17 protein-coding genes are annotated in these 14,217 nt (G+C 65.9%); 12 read left to right on the top strand and 5 right to left on the bottom strand.

Annotated elements, in window-relative coordinates; genetic code table 11:
* Nucleotides 1–152 precede the first annotated feature (152 nt).
* On the top strand, nt 153–353 hold the full coding sequence (locus XI04_RS36745) for a hypothetical protein (RefSeq protein WP_038949958.1): 201 nt from the start codon (nt 153–155) through the stop codon (nt 351–353).
* Nucleotides 354–532: 179 nt separating this feature from the next.
* Here the strand turns inward: XI04_RS36745 and XI04_RS36750 are convergent, their stop codons facing one another.
* Nucleotides 533–817, bottom strand: coding sequence for a hypothetical protein (locus XI04_RS36750; RefSeq protein WP_028140551.1), 285 nt, complete (start codon nt 815–817; stop codon nt 533–535).
* 507 nt (nt 818–1,324) lie between these two features.
* On the opposite strand from XI04_RS36750, the gene XI04_RS36760 reads away from it, so the two are divergent.
* The 4 genes from XI04_RS36760 (at nt 1,325) to XI04_RS36775 (ending at nt 3,833) form a co-directional block, all read left to right on the top strand.
* Nucleotides 1,325–1,525: a hypothetical protein gene (locus XI04_RS36760; RefSeq protein WP_038972887.1), complete on the top strand. Its 201-nt coding sequence runs from the start codon at nt 1,325–1,327 to the stop codon at nt 1,523–1,525.
* Between the two features lie 64 nt (nt 1,526–1,589).
* Nucleotides 1,590–2,666 carry a flavodoxin family protein gene (locus XI04_RS36765; RefSeq protein WP_271608849.1) on the top strand — a complete coding sequence of 359 codons (1,077 nt, stop codon included), beginning with the start codon at nt 1,590–1,592 and terminating at the stop codon, nt 2,664–2,666.
* Nucleotides 2,663–3,562 (top strand): NAD(P)/FAD-dependent oxidoreductase, encoded by a 900-nt coding sequence (locus XI04_RS36770; protein WP_271608848.1) that lies wholly within the window; start codon nt 2,663–2,665, stop codon nt 3,560–3,562. The genes XI04_RS36765 and XI04_RS36770 overlap by 4 nt, the downstream gene beginning before the upstream one ends.
* Before the next feature lie 82 nt (nt 3,563–3,644).
* Nucleotides 3,645–3,833, top strand: a complete 189-nt coding sequence (locus XI04_RS36775; protein WP_038972885.1) for a hypothetical protein — start codon at nt 3,645–3,647, stop codon at nt 3,831–3,833.
* A gap of 13 nt (nt 3,834–3,846) precedes the next feature.
* Here the strand turns inward: XI04_RS36775 and XI04_RS36780 are convergent, their stop codons facing one another.
* Complete coding sequence (locus tag XI04_RS36780; RefSeq protein ID WP_028140546.1) at nt 3,847–4,785, bottom strand: GlxA family transcriptional regulator; 939 nt, start codon at nt 4,783–4,785, stop codon at nt 3,847–3,849.
* Between the two features lie 91 nt (nt 4,786–4,876).
* On the opposite strand from XI04_RS36780, the gene XI04_RS36785 reads away from it, so the two are divergent.
* Both XI04_RS36785 and XI04_RS36790 read left to right on the top strand, forming a co-directional pair.
* A complete protein-coding gene (locus tag XI04_RS36785) occupies nt 4,877–5,563 on the top strand; it encodes a DJ-1/PfpI family protein (RefSeq protein ID WP_038972883.1) in 687 nt (228 codons plus the stop codon).
* A 166-nt stretch (nt 5,564–5,729) separates the two neighbouring features.
* Nucleotides 5,730–6,944 carry an ABC transporter substrate-binding protein gene (locus tag XI04_RS36790; RefSeq protein WP_271608847.1) on the top strand — a complete coding sequence of 405 codons (1,215 nt, stop codon included), beginning with the start codon at nt 5,730–5,732 and terminating at the stop codon, nt 6,942–6,944.
* 33 nt (nt 6,945–6,977) lie between these two features.
* On the opposite strand, the gene XI04_RS36795 is transcribed toward XI04_RS36790, so the two are convergent.
* The gene (locus tag XI04_RS36795) at nt 6,978–7,235 is read right to left on the bottom strand and encodes a hypothetical protein (protein ID WP_028140543.1); all 258 of its coding nucleotides are present in this window, start codon (nt 7,233–7,235) and stop codon (nt 6,978–6,980) included.
* Between the two features lie 273 nt (nt 7,236–7,508).
* On the opposite strand from XI04_RS36795, the gene XI04_RS36800 reads away from it, so the two are divergent.
* Nucleotides 7,509–7,883 (top strand): hypothetical protein, encoded by a 375-nt coding sequence (locus XI04_RS36800; protein ID WP_018320591.1) that lies wholly within the window; start codon nt 7,509–7,511, stop codon nt 7,881–7,883.
* A 7-nt stretch (nt 7,884–7,890) separates the two neighbouring features.
* Here XI04_RS36800 and XI04_RS36805 read toward each other — a convergent pair whose 3' ends face one another.
* Both XI04_RS36805 and XI04_RS36810 read right to left on the bottom strand, forming a co-directional pair.
* Nucleotides 7,891–9,168: a polysaccharide deacetylase family protein gene (locus tag XI04_RS36805; protein ID WP_271608846.1), complete on the bottom strand. Its 1,278-nt coding sequence runs from the start codon at nt 9,166–9,168 to the stop codon at nt 7,891–7,893.
* A 178-nt stretch (nt 9,169–9,346) separates the two neighbouring features.
* A complete protein-coding gene (locus tag XI04_RS36810; protein WP_038949951.1) occupies nt 9,347–10,117 on the bottom strand; it encodes a polysaccharide deacetylase family protein in 771 nt (256 codons plus the stop codon).
* Between the two features lie 115 nt (nt 10,118–10,232).
* Here XI04_RS36810 and mgtE point away from each other — a divergent pair, with 115 nt between their 5' ends.
* The 4 genes from mgtE to XI04_RS36830 all read left to right on the top strand — a co-directional run bounded on the left by mgtE (nt 10,233) and on the right by XI04_RS36830 (nt 14,144).
* Nucleotides 10,233–11,654 (top strand): magnesium transporter, encoded by a 1,422-nt coding sequence (gene mgtE, locus XI04_RS36815; protein WP_028140540.1) that lies wholly within the window; start codon nt 10,233–10,235, stop codon nt 11,652–11,654.
* A gap of 173 nt (nt 11,655–11,827) precedes the next feature.
* Nucleotides 11,828–12,145 carry a helix-turn-helix domain-containing protein gene (locus XI04_RS36820; RefSeq protein WP_038949950.1) on the top strand — a complete coding sequence of 106 codons (318 nt, stop codon included), beginning with the start codon at nt 11,828–11,830 and terminating at the stop codon, nt 12,143–12,145.
* A gap of 168 nt (nt 12,146–12,313) precedes the next feature.
* Nucleotides 12,314–13,132 carry an aldo/keto reductase gene (locus tag XI04_RS36825; protein WP_271608845.1) on the top strand — a complete coding sequence of 273 codons (819 nt, stop codon included), beginning with the start codon at nt 12,314–12,316 and terminating at the stop codon, nt 13,130–13,132.
* Between the two features lie 49 nt (nt 13,133–13,181).
* Nucleotides 13,182–14,144 carry a hypothetical protein gene (locus XI04_RS36830; protein ID WP_038949948.1) on the top strand — a complete coding sequence of 321 codons (963 nt, stop codon included), beginning with the start codon at nt 13,182–13,184 and terminating at the stop codon, nt 14,142–14,144.
* Nucleotides 14,145–14,217: the final 73 nt, after the last annotated feature.

Raw genomic sequence — 14,217 nt, forward strand, 5'->3', positions numbered from 1 at the left:
GAGCTTGTCTTGCAGCAGTCTCTTCCTCCTTCTGACCCCGGCAAGCAACCGTTCCGCTTCTGGAACGTTGTGGGAGCGTCGCCTATGCGCGATGACCTCAATCGGTGAGAACGCAACGGAGCGCTCCGACCCAGTGATCAGGGAGAACGCCCATGTTGACGCGGCGTCGAGTGAAGCTGACGGATCCGCTGGAGATACGTCTGGCCGTCGAAGCGGAGCGGCTGCGCGCGGAAGCCAGATCGCTTCCGCCCGGAGCGGCTCGCGACGAGATGTTGCGCAAGGCGCGCCAGGCGGAGACCGGGTCCCAGATGAGCGAGTGGCTGCGGTCGCCGGGGTTGCAGCCGCCGGATTGACGCCGGCTTGCCCTGTCCGTGTGAACGGAGCGAAGCGTGCCGCAGGTCAGGCTGCACCGCCGGGAACGGGTTAGATGTCGGCGCGTACCGATGCGCTGGTGTCGTGGGCAGAAACCGGAAAAATGAGCGCCACGTCCATCGTCCCCGTTGTGTCCGGTTGTCACCCGGCGGTGCCTTCGTCAACGCCGCTTCGCGGCTTTGGTTCGCCGGTTGTAGGGTGAGCGATTGACGGGTCGCAGCGAAATCCCCTCGCGCTGCGCCTTGCTGCGAATGGCCGCGACCGGGCGCTGAAGCTTGATGCTCATCACGCCGGTCGGCGTGTTTCCCTTCGCGAGCTGCTTCAGCTTGCTCACATCCGAGGGTGTCCAGGGCTGGCGCGCGCGGCGCTTATACGCGGGATTTGCCTTGCGCGGTCCCTTGCGGCCGATCGGTGAGCCCGGCCGCTTCCATGCTGCTTTTGCCATGACGATCCTCCTTCAAGTCCTTCTTGAACAAGCGAATCAGCAATTCGGTTCCGGCGCAGTCGATTGTCGTGACGAACGGCACGCGAGAGCGAGGGACGATGCCGTGCGGCCGTCCTCGCGCAAAATCGCGCAGCGTTAACTTTTTGAAATGCCGGAACCCGCCGTCGCGGCCGAAGCTGAAAACCATTGCCCGGCCGGGCCGCCCCCAACCGGCAAGCCACTCGAGTGACAAGAGAACCTGGGCCCCGGCGCCCGATCCCAGCCGGGGCCGATTTCCGTCCAACCGAATAGCCGTGAGTCCAATGACCGCCAAACGCAACCGCAACAAGCAGACCCGATCGCTCCAGGAGCGATTGGCCGCATTTGCCGAAAACGCCCGCGAGCGCGCGCGCAGCCGCCTGGCAGGGAGCGCGAGATGCTGCTGCGGCGCGCCAAGCAGAACGAAGTGACCTCGAACCTGACCGACTGGCTGAGCGCACCGGTCTGCACGAGACGAGGAGAATGACGATGCGCAGCTTCAAGCACTACCGCGCGTTCCAGATCGACCCGGATGGGCATGTGTTCGGATGCATCAATCTCGTCTGCGTCAATGACGAGGAGGCCAAGCGCGAGGCCGCTTCGCTCGTGCTCGGCCACCGCATCGAGCTGTGGCGGCTGGACCAGCGGATCGCGAAATTTGATGCGCCGCAGGACGTGGCGCGCCAGTAGCGGCAAGGAACCGGGTGCTGCCCCCCGGGTTGGTCGGATGATACCGACTTCGCCGGGAGCCTGCATGACGGACGCTGAAATTCGCAAAGGGATGCCGCCCGTCAAGTTGTCGCGCGAGGAGTTCGAACGGCGCTACAAGCGTCAGTTCATCGATCCCGCCTTTGCCCCGCTGCAGCGCGAGCTCGATGCCGTCGTCGGTGCCGCCTGGGACGCCTATAGCCATTCGCGCAAGGCGCCGTTGACGCGGAAGGCGGGCGCGGGTTTCTCCGATCCCGACTACGACATTGCCGTCGACTGGCTCGATGCGCGCGCGAACATCCTATCCGCGCAGCGCCGGCACGACGATGCGCAGGAGACGCCGCGCATTCTCGTCATCAACGGCTCCGCCCGCAGCGAGCACACCTGTCCGGGCGAGATGTCCAAGACCTGGCGTCTGGTCGAGCTGGCTGAATCGGTCTTCGTCGAGATGGGATTTGCCGTGGACATCCTCGATCTCTCTCGCCTGGCTTCGGAATTCGGCAAGACCATTCATCCCTGCAAATCCTGCGTCTCGACCGCGATGCCGCTCTGCCACTGGCCGTGCAGCTGCTATCCGAACTATTCGCTGGGGCAGACCGGCGACTGGATGAACGAGATCTATCCGCTGTGGGTCGCGGCCCACGGCATCCTGATCGTGACCCCGGTGAATTGGTACCACGTGCCTTCCGGGCTCAAGGCGATGATGGACCGCATGGTCTGCGCCGACGGCGGCAATCCCGATCCGACCTCGACGCATGGCAAGAAGGCCGACGCGGCCAAGGCGATGGAGCTGAAGGGCTGGCCCTATCCGCGCCATCTCGCCGGCCGCCATTTCGGCGTGGTCGTTCATGGCGATGCCGTCGGTGCCGAGGGCGTGCGCCGCGCCTTGTCGGACTGGCTGACCGACATGCAGCTGATCTCGGCGGGCCGCTTCGCCGAGCTCGACGGCTATGTCGGCTACATGGAGCCATATGCCGTTTCGCATCGCGAGCTCGATGACGACGGGGAATTCCAGCAGGAGGTGCAGAACGCGGCGCGCGCGCTCGGCAACGCAGTCCGGCTGGCCAGGAGCGGGTGCCTTCAGGAGCCCGGGACCGGGTTGCAGGACCCGAATCCCAAATGACCGGCGCGCGGTTTGATTGCCTGGTCGTCGGCGGCGGCCCCGCCGGGCTGATGGCCGCGATCTATCTGGCACGCTTCCGCCGCAGCGTCTGCGTCGTGGACACTGGCGCCAGCCGTGCCGCGCTGATCCCCCGCAGCCACAACGTTCCCGGCTTCGTCCACGGGCTATCAGGTTCTGACTTGATCGCGCGCATGTCGGCGCAGTTGGGCGAGCTCGCCGTCGAGCGCGTGGAAGCCGAGATCACCGCCTTGCAGCGGCGCGACAACGGCTTTCAGGCGATCTGGAACGGCGGCGCGCTTGAGGCCACCACCGTCATCCTCGCCAGCGGCATCGTCGACAGCCATCCGCCGTTCGAGCAATGGCGCGCCGCGGTCGCGGACGGGCTGCTGCGCTATTGTCCCGTCTGCGACGCCTTCGAGGTGATTGGCCGCCGCATCGGCGTCGTCGGCCCGCTTGGCCGGGCCGCCGGCAAGGCGCTGTTCCTGCGCGGCTATTCGCGCGAGGTGACGCTGCTCGCAACCGGACAGGATGACGAGGAGAGCGCGATAGCGGAGCTGGAAGAGGCCGGCGTCGACATCGTGTTGGCGCCCGACCTGCGCTTGCGGCGGAGGGTGGGGGGCCTCGAGGCCGTCTTGGCCGATGGCCGGACGATGCAGTTCGATACGGTCTACCCGGCGATGGGTGCCGAGGTGCGTTCGCAGCTCGCGGTCTCGCTGGGCGCCGAGCATAATGGGGAGGGCTATCTGAAGGTCGACGACCATCAGCGCACTTCGGTCGACGGCCTTTACGGCATCGGCGACGTCGTCACCGACCTGCACCAGATCTCGGTCGCATTCGGCCACGCCGCGCTTGCCGCCTGCACGATCCACCACAGCCTGCCCCGGCGCCTGGCGTGACCGGGAACGAAGGGCGCGGCTTCGCCTTGGTTGAGCGGGACGCGCGACCTCGACGCGCAAGGACGGCCTGAAGGAAGCGATCATGCTGGAAGAGAAACTGAAGGACGCCATCGTCGGCGAGTTGCAGCGGCAGGCCGCCGACCGGCCGCAATCGCTCAAGGTCCAGGGCGCGGGAGAGATGAAAAGCTCGGAGGAGCTGATCGTCAACGGCAAGATCGACCTTGGTGCCCTCGTCATGGTGATCGCGGGATCAGTCGCCGGCGGGCCTTAGGTTCGACCGGCCGTCATGCGCTTCGCGCCGCGCGTCGCAGCGACTGCGGCGGCTGACCGAAGGCGCGGATGAAGGCTCTGCGCATCCGCTCGGGGTCGCGAAAGCCGGTGGATTGGGCGACGCGCTCGATGGCCTCTCCGGAGGACTGCACCCGCTCGCGCGCCACCTCGACCCGCAAGCGCTCGACCGCCTTGGTCGGCGTGGATCCGGTCTCGGCGGTGAAGGAGCGGACGAAATGCCGTGCGCTCAATCCGGCGCGTTCGGCGAGCGCCTCGACCGTGAGATGCGCATCCAGATTCTCGCGCACCCATGAAAGAAGGCTGCCGAAGCGGCCGTTCGGCGTCTTGAGCTCGAGCAAGCTCGAGAACTGCGATTGTCCGCCGCTGCGCCGATGATAGAGCACCAGCTGCCGCGCGGTCGCTTGCGAGACCTCCTCGCCATGGTCCTGCGCGATCATGGCGAGCGCGAGATCAATCCCGGCCGTGATGCCGGCCGACGTCCATACCCGATCGTCGCGGATGAAGATCTGGTCCGGTTCGAGCCTCACCTTCGGATAGCGTCCGATGAAATCGCGGGTGCAGGACCAGTGCGTGGTGGCGCAGCGGCCGTCCAGCAGTCCCGCCTGCGCGAGAAGATAGGCGCCGTTGCAAACGCTGGCGATGCGCACGCCGCGGCTCGCCAGTCGCTGAATGAAAGCGATCGTCGTCTTGCAGCGCGCCGCGGCTTCCACGCCCTCGCCACCGGCCACGAACAGCGTCGTGACCGAGCTTGCCGATCGCAGATTGCGCGCCAGCATCTCGATGCCCGACGAGCTGCGCACGGCGCCCGCCTTCGTTGCGACCGTGATCACGCGCGGCGCATTCGGCGTGTGCCGCCTGGCGATCTCGAACACCGAGATCGGACCGGCCGCGTCCAGCAACTGGAATTCGGGAAAGATCAGGAAGCCGATCATGGGCGTGTCCAGAATTGAGGGAATTAAGCCATTTCGACCACAAGGCCAACATGGCAGGCTGCAACCGTCAAGCGCGTTGTCGAGGTTGGACATGTCGGGCCTGTTGCAGATCGGTCTTCTGGTTTTTCCGCGCGTCACCCAGCTCGATCTCACCGGTCCCGCCCAGGTCTTCTCCAGCCTGCCTGACGTGACGGTGCATCTGATCTGGAAACGCATCGAGCCCGTGCCGAGCGATTCCGTGATCGCGCTGATGCCGACTGTCACCTTCGCCGATTGTCCGCAGCTCGACGTGATCTGCGTCCCCGGCGGCTACGGCACCGACGAGCTGATGCTGGACGAGGACGTTCTCGCCTTTCTGCGAAAGCAGGAGAAGGGGGCGACATACGTGACCTCGGTCTGCACCGGCTCGCTGGTGCTTGGCGCCGCCGGCTTGTTGAAGGGATATCGCGCGGCCACGCACTGGACCGCGAGGGATGCATTGCCGTACTTCGGAGCCGAGCTGTCGCAGGAGAGGGTCTGCATCGACCGCAATCGCATGACGGGCGGCGGCATCACCGCCGGCATCGACTTCGCGCTCACTTTGGTGTCGATGTTGCGCGGCCGCGCCGCTGCGGAGATGATCCAGCTGCGCATGGAGTACAATCCCGCGCCGCCCTTCGCGGCCGGCTCGCCGGACACGGCGCCGGCGGCGATCGTCGCTGCCATGAAGGAACGGGTTGCGCCTGCGCAGGCACGGCGGCGGGAGTTCGTCAGGAAGGCCGTCCAGCGGCAGGGATAGCGAGCCAGCTTCGACCGGCCGCGCGCCGCGTGGACCGGCGCATGCGCTGTGAGCGAGGGCACATCGATCGATCATCGCGACATGCCGTCGCGATGCTGAAGCGGAGGGGGCAATGGCGCCTTGTCGTGTTGGAGAATTGCTATCGTCGCGCAGCCGGCTTTGCCGCTTGACCTTCGGCCTCATCCTGGCGCTCGGTCCGGTAGCGCTCGCCGAACGGAGCGCGGCTGCCGATTTCTCCGGTGGCGTGGTCAGGATCGGCATCATCAATGACCAGGCCGGACCGTTGTCGGACCTGGCCGGGCCCGGCTCCGTCGTCGCCGCGCGGATGGCCGTGGACGATTTTCAGCGCGCAACGCCGGGGCTGAAGGCCGAGATCGTCGTCGCCGACCATCAGAACAAGCCGGATATCGGCGCCCAGATCGTCCGCAAATGGTTCGACGTGGATGGCGTCGACATGGTCGCCGACGTCGGAAACTCCGCGGTCGCGCTCGCCATCCAGTCGATCGCACGCGACAAGAACAGGATCGTGATCTATTCGGCGGTCGGCACCACCGATATCGGCGGCAAGCAATGCTCGCGCACCGGCCTGATGTGGCTGCACGACAATTACAATCTGGTCGCCGGATCGGTCCGAAAGCTGGTGTCGCAAGGCTATGACAGCTGGTTCTTCATCGCGTCAGACTACGCGTTCGGACGCAATATGGTCGAGGTGTCCCAGCGCGTGCTGGCGGCGGCAGGGGCCAAGTCGCTCGGCGCGGTCTTTCATCCGCTCGGAAATGCCGATTACGGCTCCTTCCTGCTGCAAGCCCAGGCTTCCAAAGCCAAGGTGGTTGCGTTCGCCAATGCCGGCGAGCAGCTCGTGACCTCGATGAAGCAATGGAACGAGTTCGGAATGAATGCGGGGCCGCAGAAGGCCGTCGCCGAGCTGATGTTCCTGACCGATGTGCACGCCATGGGGGCCGAAACGGCCAAGGGGCTGACGACCGTCACCGCCTGGTATTGGGCTCTCAACGAGGAAACGCGCGCGTTCGCCCAGAGGTTCTACAAGCTCCACAACGCCATGCCGACCGCGCCGCAGGCCGCCGTCTACTCCGCCGTGTCGCAATATCTGAAGGCCGCTTCTGCGGCCGGAACGGACGAGACCAACGCCGTGCTGGAGCAGATGCGCGCGATGCCGGTCGACGATTTCTACGCGCGCGGCGCGCGGCTGCGCGCCGACAACAAGCTGGTGCACGATTTCTATCTCGTCGAGGTCAAGAAGCCCTCGGACGTGAAGACGCCGTGGGACTATTACAACGTCGTCGAGAAGATACCTGCCGAGGACGCCTTTCTGCCGCTGAGCGACAGCGAATGCCCGTTGCTCAAGACGTCACGAAACTAGCATTTGCGTCAAAGAAAGGGGCGGCCGGCCGCTTCAGCCATATTCCTCGCCGATGCCGTATTCCCGGTAGATCTCCAGCGGGTCGAGGTCGGGAAACAGGCGGCATTTGGCCTGGGCGAGGTGCAGGCTCACCGCCGCCGGCTCCTTGCCGTTCGCCAATATCTTGCGGATGTCGTCCATATGCGCGTTCGGCTGGTGCTTCGGTTCGAGCTGCTCCAGCGCGACCAGGGCGGTCGCGAGGGCCTCGGTCAGAACCCAGTCGTCGTGGCCGGTGATTCCCTTCTTCGGCATCGGCAGACCTCAGATGTGGCGGCAGCGTCCAGTCTATCGCGACTTTCGCCAAATCGCCATTGAGCCGTAGCGGGTGCGCTGCGTCAGGGCAGGCCCACCGCCATCGTCCGGCTTGCATTATGGCGGCGTGTGGCTAAAAGGCGGCGACTTGCAGTATCCTTGTTGAAACAAAGTTGGCGTAGACGGGCCGTCACAACCCAGCTCCCGGTCTGGGTCCCGATCCCGAATCTCGCAGCACGATCCGGCTGCGCACCCCTCAAGGCTCGAGCCAGCATGGTTTTTCTCAGCTTCGTCTACCGCTTCATCACCAACTTCGCGTTCATGGCGGTGGTCTATTTCAGCCTGAACTTCATGGAGAAATATCCGAACCGGGCGATCCTGGCGATCCTGGTGCTGATCTATGCCGCGATGCGTGCGGTCTCGACGCTGCGCGCGTTCTACTTCTTCCAGAAGATCGAGAAGCTGGAAGCCGAGACGCGGCGGCTTCAGGGCCCGATCAATGACGGCTCCGGGGGAACGAATGCGCGCAAGCAGGTGGTCGCCGACGTGGCCCGGCTGCGCCGCGACGGCGAGCTCAAGTCCTATATGGACCTGTTCTTCCTGGCGCTGATCGTGCTGCTCTGCGTCGCCGCCATCATGCGGCAATAGGTAGGGACTAAGCGCGCTTCTTCAGACTGGCGATGCGGGTCGAGCGCGGCGTGGCGCTCTTGGCCTGCGTGGCAGGCTTGGGTGCGACCGGTGCCGCATGCGCGGTGTGCAGAACCTGGGACTTGGCCGTCTTGCCCTTTGCCGCCTTGCCCCTGGCCGCATGCGGCGTCTCGGCCGCCATTGCCAGCCGGGTCGCGGCGCGCCGCGACAATGTCGTCGACAGCAGCACCTCGACCGAGCCTTCGGGGATCGCAAACAGCGCGCGGCTGGGCACGGGCAGGGCGGACGCGACGTCCATCTGACCCTTGGTCCGGCGCGGCAGCAGCGGCTGATGCTCGGTCTGCGCATTGAGGTCGGCGAGCGAGGGCGCCGGCAGCGTCCTGGTCTGCGTGAACACGAAGCTCGGAACGGAAGGCCAGCGCGCGATCGGCACGGTCTCGGTCGGCGGATGCAGCAGCCATTCCACCGGCGTGGTCGGCGTCGCTGGCCGGTCGGCGGTCGCGGGCACCACATGCACGATGCGATAGCCGCGCGCTTTGAGGTCGCGGATGATTTTTGGCAGCGCCGCCACCGTCCGCGCCTGGATGTCGTGCAGCAACAGGATGCCCTTGCCCTTGGCCTCCAGCCGCTGGATCGCGAGCTGATAGACGCGGTCGGAGGACACATGGCGCCAGTCGTCGGCCGGGAAGTCAGCGCTCCACACCTGGATGCCGCGCGAGATCAGATGATGCTCGACGCCTTCGGCGCGCATCAGGCCGGGAATGCGGAAGAACGGCGCCAGCTTGGACGGATCGGTCATCGCGGCCGAGGTCCACTCGATGCCGCCATTGATCTCGGCCTCGGCCTTCTCGATCGGCATCCGGTCGAAGGTCAGCGGATGGTTCATGCTGTGGGTGCCGACCGTGTGGCCCGCCGCCACCAGCTTGCGCACGCCTTCGGGGTTCGCCTTGGCCTGGCTGCCGATGATGAAGAAGGTCGCCTTGATGCACTCGTCGTCGAGCATCTTGAGGACCTGGTTGGAATATTTCGGCAGCGGACCGTCGTCGAAGGTCAGGACGACCTCATGATCCCTGAGCGGCAGCGTCTCGCGGTACTGCATGGTGCCGATCAGCGGATGCTCGCGCGGATCGACCACCAGGGTGCGGGACGTCCCGAGCGCGTCGGGATGGCCCGGGCAGTCGGCTGCAAGCGCCGCCGGCGATCCGATGGTCGAACATCCAAGGAATCCGCCGAGGCAAAGGACGATCCACGATCGCGTCCGCAAGACAACGCTACTTCCGATCATGAACCCCGTCTGCCCTCATGTGCGATTGCCGCCATAGTAGGTCGGAGACATCAGGAAACGGTTCAGGCCAAAGAACCTTTCCCGTCACAAAGTCCCCATCCATTTGCATGGGGTATCATGAACAGAGTGTTAATAGGGCCCAAATCACCCCATTTTGCGCCGGCGTGACATTCCGGCATCAGCGCGCATCGGCATTCTTCTGCGGGCCTGCCGGCGCGATGTGGACCACCCGATAGCCGTTCTCCCTCAGATACCGCAGGAAGGCCGGCATGATCGCCGCGGTGCGCGCCTTGGGGTCGTGGAAGAGGACGATGCCCTTGCCGCTAGCTGCGAGGCGCTCCGTGACCAGCTTCAATTCCTGCTCCGGCGTCATCTCGTTCCAGTCGCTGGCCCAGAGGTCCGCGCCGAACACGACGATGCCACGGGATTGGAGCAGGTCGAGCTGCGCTTGCGTCCCCTGGAAATAGGGAAAGCGGAAGAACGGCGTCGAAGGCGTCGCCGTCGAGCTGCCGTGCAGCGCCATCTCGACGGCCGCGACGCCGCGGTCGACCTCGCTCTTGGCCTTGTCGAACGGGATCCGCGCCATGAACGGATGCGAGAAAGTGTGGTGGCCGATGGTGTGGCCCTCGCGGGCGATGCGCTTGACCATGTCGGGATGCTGGCTGGCGTGGAGGCCGATCAGGAAGAAGGTCGCGCGCACGCATTCCTGCGCCAGCGCCGCCAGCACCTTCGACGTCGTCGGCGGGTTCGGCCCGTCGTCGAAGGTCAGCACGACCTCGTGATCGGCCAGCGCAAGCGTCTGCGGAAAGCTCTTCAAGCCCACGCGCGGCGTGGTCTTGGCATCGACGCTCAGCACGCGCGAAGTGCCGAGCGCGTCCTTGCGCGGACACTCAGCGGCCACGGCCGAAGCGACGCCGATCAAGGCCGCGAGGGCCGCGCCCGATGACATCGAGGTCCACCTCAGTCGAAGCATCTTTGTCATTGCGCTCGGAGTTGCCTTGTGGGTATTGCCTGACCGTCAGCCCAGACCATTCGTTCCAACCTGTCAAACGGCGAGGCGCGCCATGGATGAACATATGGACGTTGCCCGATCCGCCGCGGACTCGGTACTCGACCACGTGCCGATGCGCAATGAAGACGGCGATATCAGGCACGAATTCGTCGAGGAGGTCGCCCATGCGATCGAGGCCGGCGACAGCGCCTCGCTGCGCGCCTGCGTCGCCGAGCTGCACGAGGCCGATCTCGGCGATCTCATCGGCGCTCTGGAGCCCGACGACCGCGTCCGCCTGGTCGAGCTGACCGGGCGCGATTTCGACTTCTCCGCGCTGAACGAGCTCGACGAGGGCGTGCGCGAGGAGATCCTCGAGGAACTGCCGCCGGAGACCGTCGCGGAAGGTGTTCGCGAACTCGAATCCGACGACGCCGTCGAGCTGCTCGAGACCCTCGACCAGGCCGAGCAGGAGGAGATCCTCGAGAAGCTGCCGCTCAAGGAGCGCGTCGCGCTCGAACGCAGCCTGCTGTATCCCGAGAATTCCGCGGGCCGCCGGATGCAGACCGAGTTCATCGCGGTGCCCCAGGATTTCACCGTCGGGCAGGCGATCGACTACATGCGCGAGACGCCGGATCTGCCCGACCGCTTCTACGAGATCTACGTCGTCGACAAGGACCAGCACTGGCAGGGCGCAGTCCCCCTCGACGTGCTGCTGCGCGCGCGCCGGCCGGTGCCGCTCACCGAGCTCACCGACGAGGACCGCCGCCGCGTCTCCGTCCTGGAGGACCAGGAAGAGGTCGCGCGCATGTTCGGCAAGTATAATCTCGTCGCAGCTCCCGTGCTCGACACCCAGGACCGCCTGGTCGGCGTCATCACGGTCGACGACGTCGTCGACGTCATCGAGGAGGAGGCGGACGAGGACCTCAAGGCGCTCGGCGGCGTCACCAGCGACGAAGAGCTGTCGGATACGTTCCTGACGATTGCGCGCGCGCGGTTCAACTGGCTGCTGGTCAATCTCGCCACCGCCTTCCTGGCGTCCTCGGTGCTCGGCCTGTTCGAGGGCCAGCTGGAGAAGATGGTCGCGCTCGCCGTGCTGGCGCCGATCGTGGCGAGCCAGGGCGGGAACGCCGCGACCCAGACCATGACGGTGGCGGTGCGGGCGCTGGCGACGCGCGAGCTGGGCTCCTCCAATGCCTGGCGCGTGGTGATGCGCGAGGCGCTGGTCGGTCTCGTCAACGGGCTCGCCTTCGCCGTGATCACGGGGATTGCGGCGGTGGCCTGGTTCAAGATCCCCGGCCTCGGCATCGTCATCGGCCTGGCGATGGTGTGCAACCTCATCGCCGGTGCGCTCGGCGGCATCCTGATCCCGATGGCGCTCGAACGCGTCAGGGCCGACCCCGCGGTGGCGTCGGGCACGTTCGTCACCACGGTGACGGATGTGGTCGGGTTCTTCTCGTTCCTCGGCATCGCGACGCTCTGGTTCGGGCTGAGGTAGGTTTCACCCCAACGTCATTCCGGGGCGCGCCTCTTGGCGCGAGCCCGGAATCCATTTTTCCGCATCGCTTGCAGCCTGATGGATTCCGGGCTCGCGCTTCGCGCGCCCCGGAATGACAATCATCTTTAATCCGAACTTAAGCGACCTGCCGCATCATCGCCTCGCTTGGGGGAATGAGCATGCGGTTGCGTCTGAAGGCGGACGGACGGGTCGTTGAGTTGCGGGATGGACAGGAATTTCCGGTCCAGCCGTCTCCGGTCGAGCCCACGGCCAATGCCGCGCCGGCCGACGCCAACCCGCTCGCGGTGCGCGATTTGCGTCGCCGCGCCTGCCTGACCCAGATGGAGTTCGCCGCCAAGCTCGGCGTTCCCGTCGAGACCATCCGCAACTGGGAGCAGGGCAAGCGGGCGCCGCGGGGACCGGCCCGCGCGCTGCTCGCGGTGATCGCGCACGCCCCGGATACGGTGTTCCAGGCGCTCGCCAAAGCCTGACGCCAAAGCCCGACGTCGAGGGCGGCCGGGCCCTGACGCGAACCTCCTGTTAGCATTGCGCCAAATATCCCGCTGAACTGCCGCGGCCTTCCGTTGGCAGCGTCATGGGCCGGGTCCATAATGAGGCCTGATGACGTCAGGGGCTGCCGCAACGGAAGAGGAGTCCTCATGCTGTTCGTCGAGGCCAATGGCGCAAAAATCCCGGCGATCGGACTCGGGACCTGGGAGCTGAGCGGAAGACCTGCCGCGCGCGTGGTCGAGCAGGCGCTGCGGTTCGGCTATCGCCACATCGACACCGCGCAGGTCTACGAGAATGAACGCGAGGTCGGCGACGGCTTGCGCGCCTCGGGCGTGCACCGGGACGACATCTTCCTCACCACCAAGGTCTGGACCAACCATTTCGCGCCCCACGATCTCGAGCGCTCGGTCAAGGAGAGCCTGGCTCGGTTGCGGCTTCCCTCCGTCGATCTGCTGCTGCTGCACTGGCCCAATTCGCATGTGCCGCTGGCGGAGACGCTCGGCGCGCTGTCGCATGCGAAGACCATGGGCCTGACCCGCCACATCGGCGTCTCCAATTTCACGGTGGCGCTGATCGAGCAGGCGGTCGCGCTGTCGCCGGAGCCGCTGGTCTGCAACCAGGTCGAATACCACCCTTATCTCGATCAGGCGAAGGTGAGGGCGGCCTGCGACCAGCATGGCCTTGCGCTCGTCGCCTACAGCCCGATCGCCAAGGGACGCATCAAGTCCGACCAGAGGCTGGCCGAGATCGGACGCGTCCACCGCAAGACGCCGGCGCAGGTCTGCCTGCGCTGGCTGGTGCAACAGAATGTCGCTGCGATCCCGCGCACCTCGCGCATCGAACGCCTGTCTGAAAACATCGAGATCTTCGATTTCGAGCTGTCGGAGGACGAGATGAGCCGGATCGCCGCACTCGCCAGTCCGAAGGGTCGCCTGACCGACTTCGGCTTCGCCCCGAAATGGGATTGAGAGGGGGCTGGGGTATGCTAGGACCGCGACGGCAACCCAAGATCGGTCGATGGAACTGCGGAAGATCATACGGACGGACATTGCGGCGTCAGCAATCGCGCATCTGACGCTGGTGGCGCTGATCATCGTGATCAGCGAGGTCCATCCGTTTCGCAGCCAGCCGCCGGAGACCGTGACCGTCGACATCGTCACGCCGGAGCAGGTGAAGGAAGAGATCAAGGAGCAGGAGACGAAGGAGGCGGCCAAGGAGAAGCCGCCGGAGCCAACGCCCGATCTGAAACTGCCGAAGCTTGATTTCACCGACCAGTCCGAAGCGGCGGGCAAGCCCGCGGCCAAGCAGCAGGACGCGGCACCGTCGTCGCAGCAGACGCCACCTGAACCGCAGCAGAAGCAGCCGCAGCCGCAACCCTCGCCGGCGCCGAAGCAGCGTGAGGCCAACGTGCAGCCTCAACCTCAACAGCCACAGCCGTCGCAACAGCCGCCGCCCCAACCGCAGCAACAACCGCCGCCCCAGCCACCGATGCAGCCGCCGCCTCAAGCGATGCAGCAGCCGGAGGCCGCGCCGCCGCCGGCCTATCAGGCTCCGCAGCCTGACGTCACCGTCAAGTACGGCGTCATGCTGGGCCTGCCGCCGGAATTGCCGCCGGAGCTGCCGAAAGACACCCCCAAGGACGATGGCGGCGATGCCAAGGATTCGATCGCAGCCAAGCTGCCGCAGGAAGTCATCGCCGCGCTTCGTCGCCATTTGCGCAGCTGTGCGAAATTGCCGGCCGGACTCAGCCCCACCGACGCCGTTCGCATCAAGCTGCGCACGGTGTTTGCGACCGACGGCACGCTGGCGCGCGAGCCGATCCTGATCGAGGCTCCGCCGTCCGCGAAAGGCGTGGCGCTCGTGAAGTCCGCCATGAGCGCGCTCCAGAACTGCCAACCTTACAAGATGCTGCCGGCAAATCTGTACGGGGAATGGAAGATCATGGACCTGCCGTTCAGCCCGCGGGATTTCGGATCGTAGCTCTTGTAGCCCGTTGGCTCCATCGGGGCTACGCGATCGTGCCTGTGTCGCGCTCTGTCAATCCATCCCGCCA

This window comes from Bradyrhizobium sp. CCBAU 11430, from assembly GCF_028128855.1.
Taxonomy (GTDB): Bacteria; Pseudomonadota; Alphaproteobacteria; order Rhizobiales; family Xanthobacteraceae; genus Bradyrhizobium; species Bradyrhizobium ottawaense.

What these genes read in the sequence shown, in the direction of transcription:
- XI04_RS36765 (WP_271608849.1), top strand. Translation starts at nt 1,590, where the DNA reads ATGACGGACGCTGAAATTCGCAAAGGGATGCCGCCCGTCAAGTTGTCG.
- mgtE (WP_028140540.1), top strand. Translation starts at nt 10,233, where the DNA reads ATGGATGAACATATGGACGTTGCCCGATCCGCCGCGGACTCGGTACTC.
- XI04_RS36780 (WP_028140546.1), bottom strand. Translation starts at nt 4,785, where the DNA reads ATGATCGGCTTCCTGATCTTTCCCGAATTCCAGTTGCTGGACGCGGCC.
- XI04_RS36825 (WP_271608845.1), top strand. Translation starts at nt 12,314, where the DNA reads ATGCTGTTCGTCGAGGCCAATGGCGCAAAAATCCCGGCGATCGGACTC.
- XI04_RS36805 (WP_271608846.1), bottom strand. Translation starts at nt 9,168, where the DNA reads ATGATCGGAAGTAGCGTTGTCTTGCGGACGCGATCGTGGATCGTCCTT.
- XI04_RS36750 (WP_028140551.1), bottom strand. Translation starts at nt 817, where the DNA reads ATGGCAAAAGCAGCATGGAAGCGGCCGGGCTCACCGATCGGCCGCAAG.
- XI04_RS36770 (WP_271608848.1), top strand. Translation starts at nt 2,663, where the DNA reads ATGACCGGCGCGCGGTTTGATTGCCTGGTCGTCGGCGGCGGCCCCGCC.
- XI04_RS36800 (WP_018320591.1), top strand. Translation starts at nt 7,509, where the DNA reads ATGGTTTTTCTCAGCTTCGTCTACCGCTTCATCACCAACTTCGCGTTC.
- XI04_RS36745 (WP_038949958.1), top strand. Translation starts at nt 153, where the DNA reads ATGTTGACGCGGCGTCGAGTGAAGCTGACGGATCCGCTGGAGATACGT.
- XI04_RS36830 (WP_038949948.1), top strand. Translation starts at nt 13,182, where the DNA reads ATGGAACTGCGGAAGATCATACGGACGGACATTGCGGCGTCAGCAATC.
- XI04_RS36760 (WP_038972887.1), top strand. Translation starts at nt 1,325, where the DNA reads ATGCGCAGCTTCAAGCACTACCGCGCGTTCCAGATCGACCCGGATGGG.
- XI04_RS36810 (WP_038949951.1), bottom strand. Translation starts at nt 10,117, where the DNA reads ATGTCATCGGGCGCGGCCCTCGCGGCCTTGATCGGCGTCGCTTCGGCC.
- XI04_RS36785 (WP_038972883.1), top strand. Translation starts at nt 4,877, where the DNA reads ATGTCGGGCCTGTTGCAGATCGGTCTTCTGGTTTTTCCGCGCGTCACC.
- XI04_RS36775 (WP_038972885.1), top strand. Translation starts at nt 3,645, where the DNA reads ATGCTGGAAGAGAAACTGAAGGACGCCATCGTCGGCGAGTTGCAGCGG.
- XI04_RS36820 (WP_038949950.1), top strand. Translation starts at nt 11,828, where the DNA reads ATGAGCATGCGGTTGCGTCTGAAGGCGGACGGACGGGTCGTTGAGTTG.
- XI04_RS36795 (WP_028140543.1), bottom strand. Translation starts at nt 7,235, where the DNA reads ATGCCGAAGAAGGGAATCACCGGCCACGACGACTGGGTTCTGACCGAG.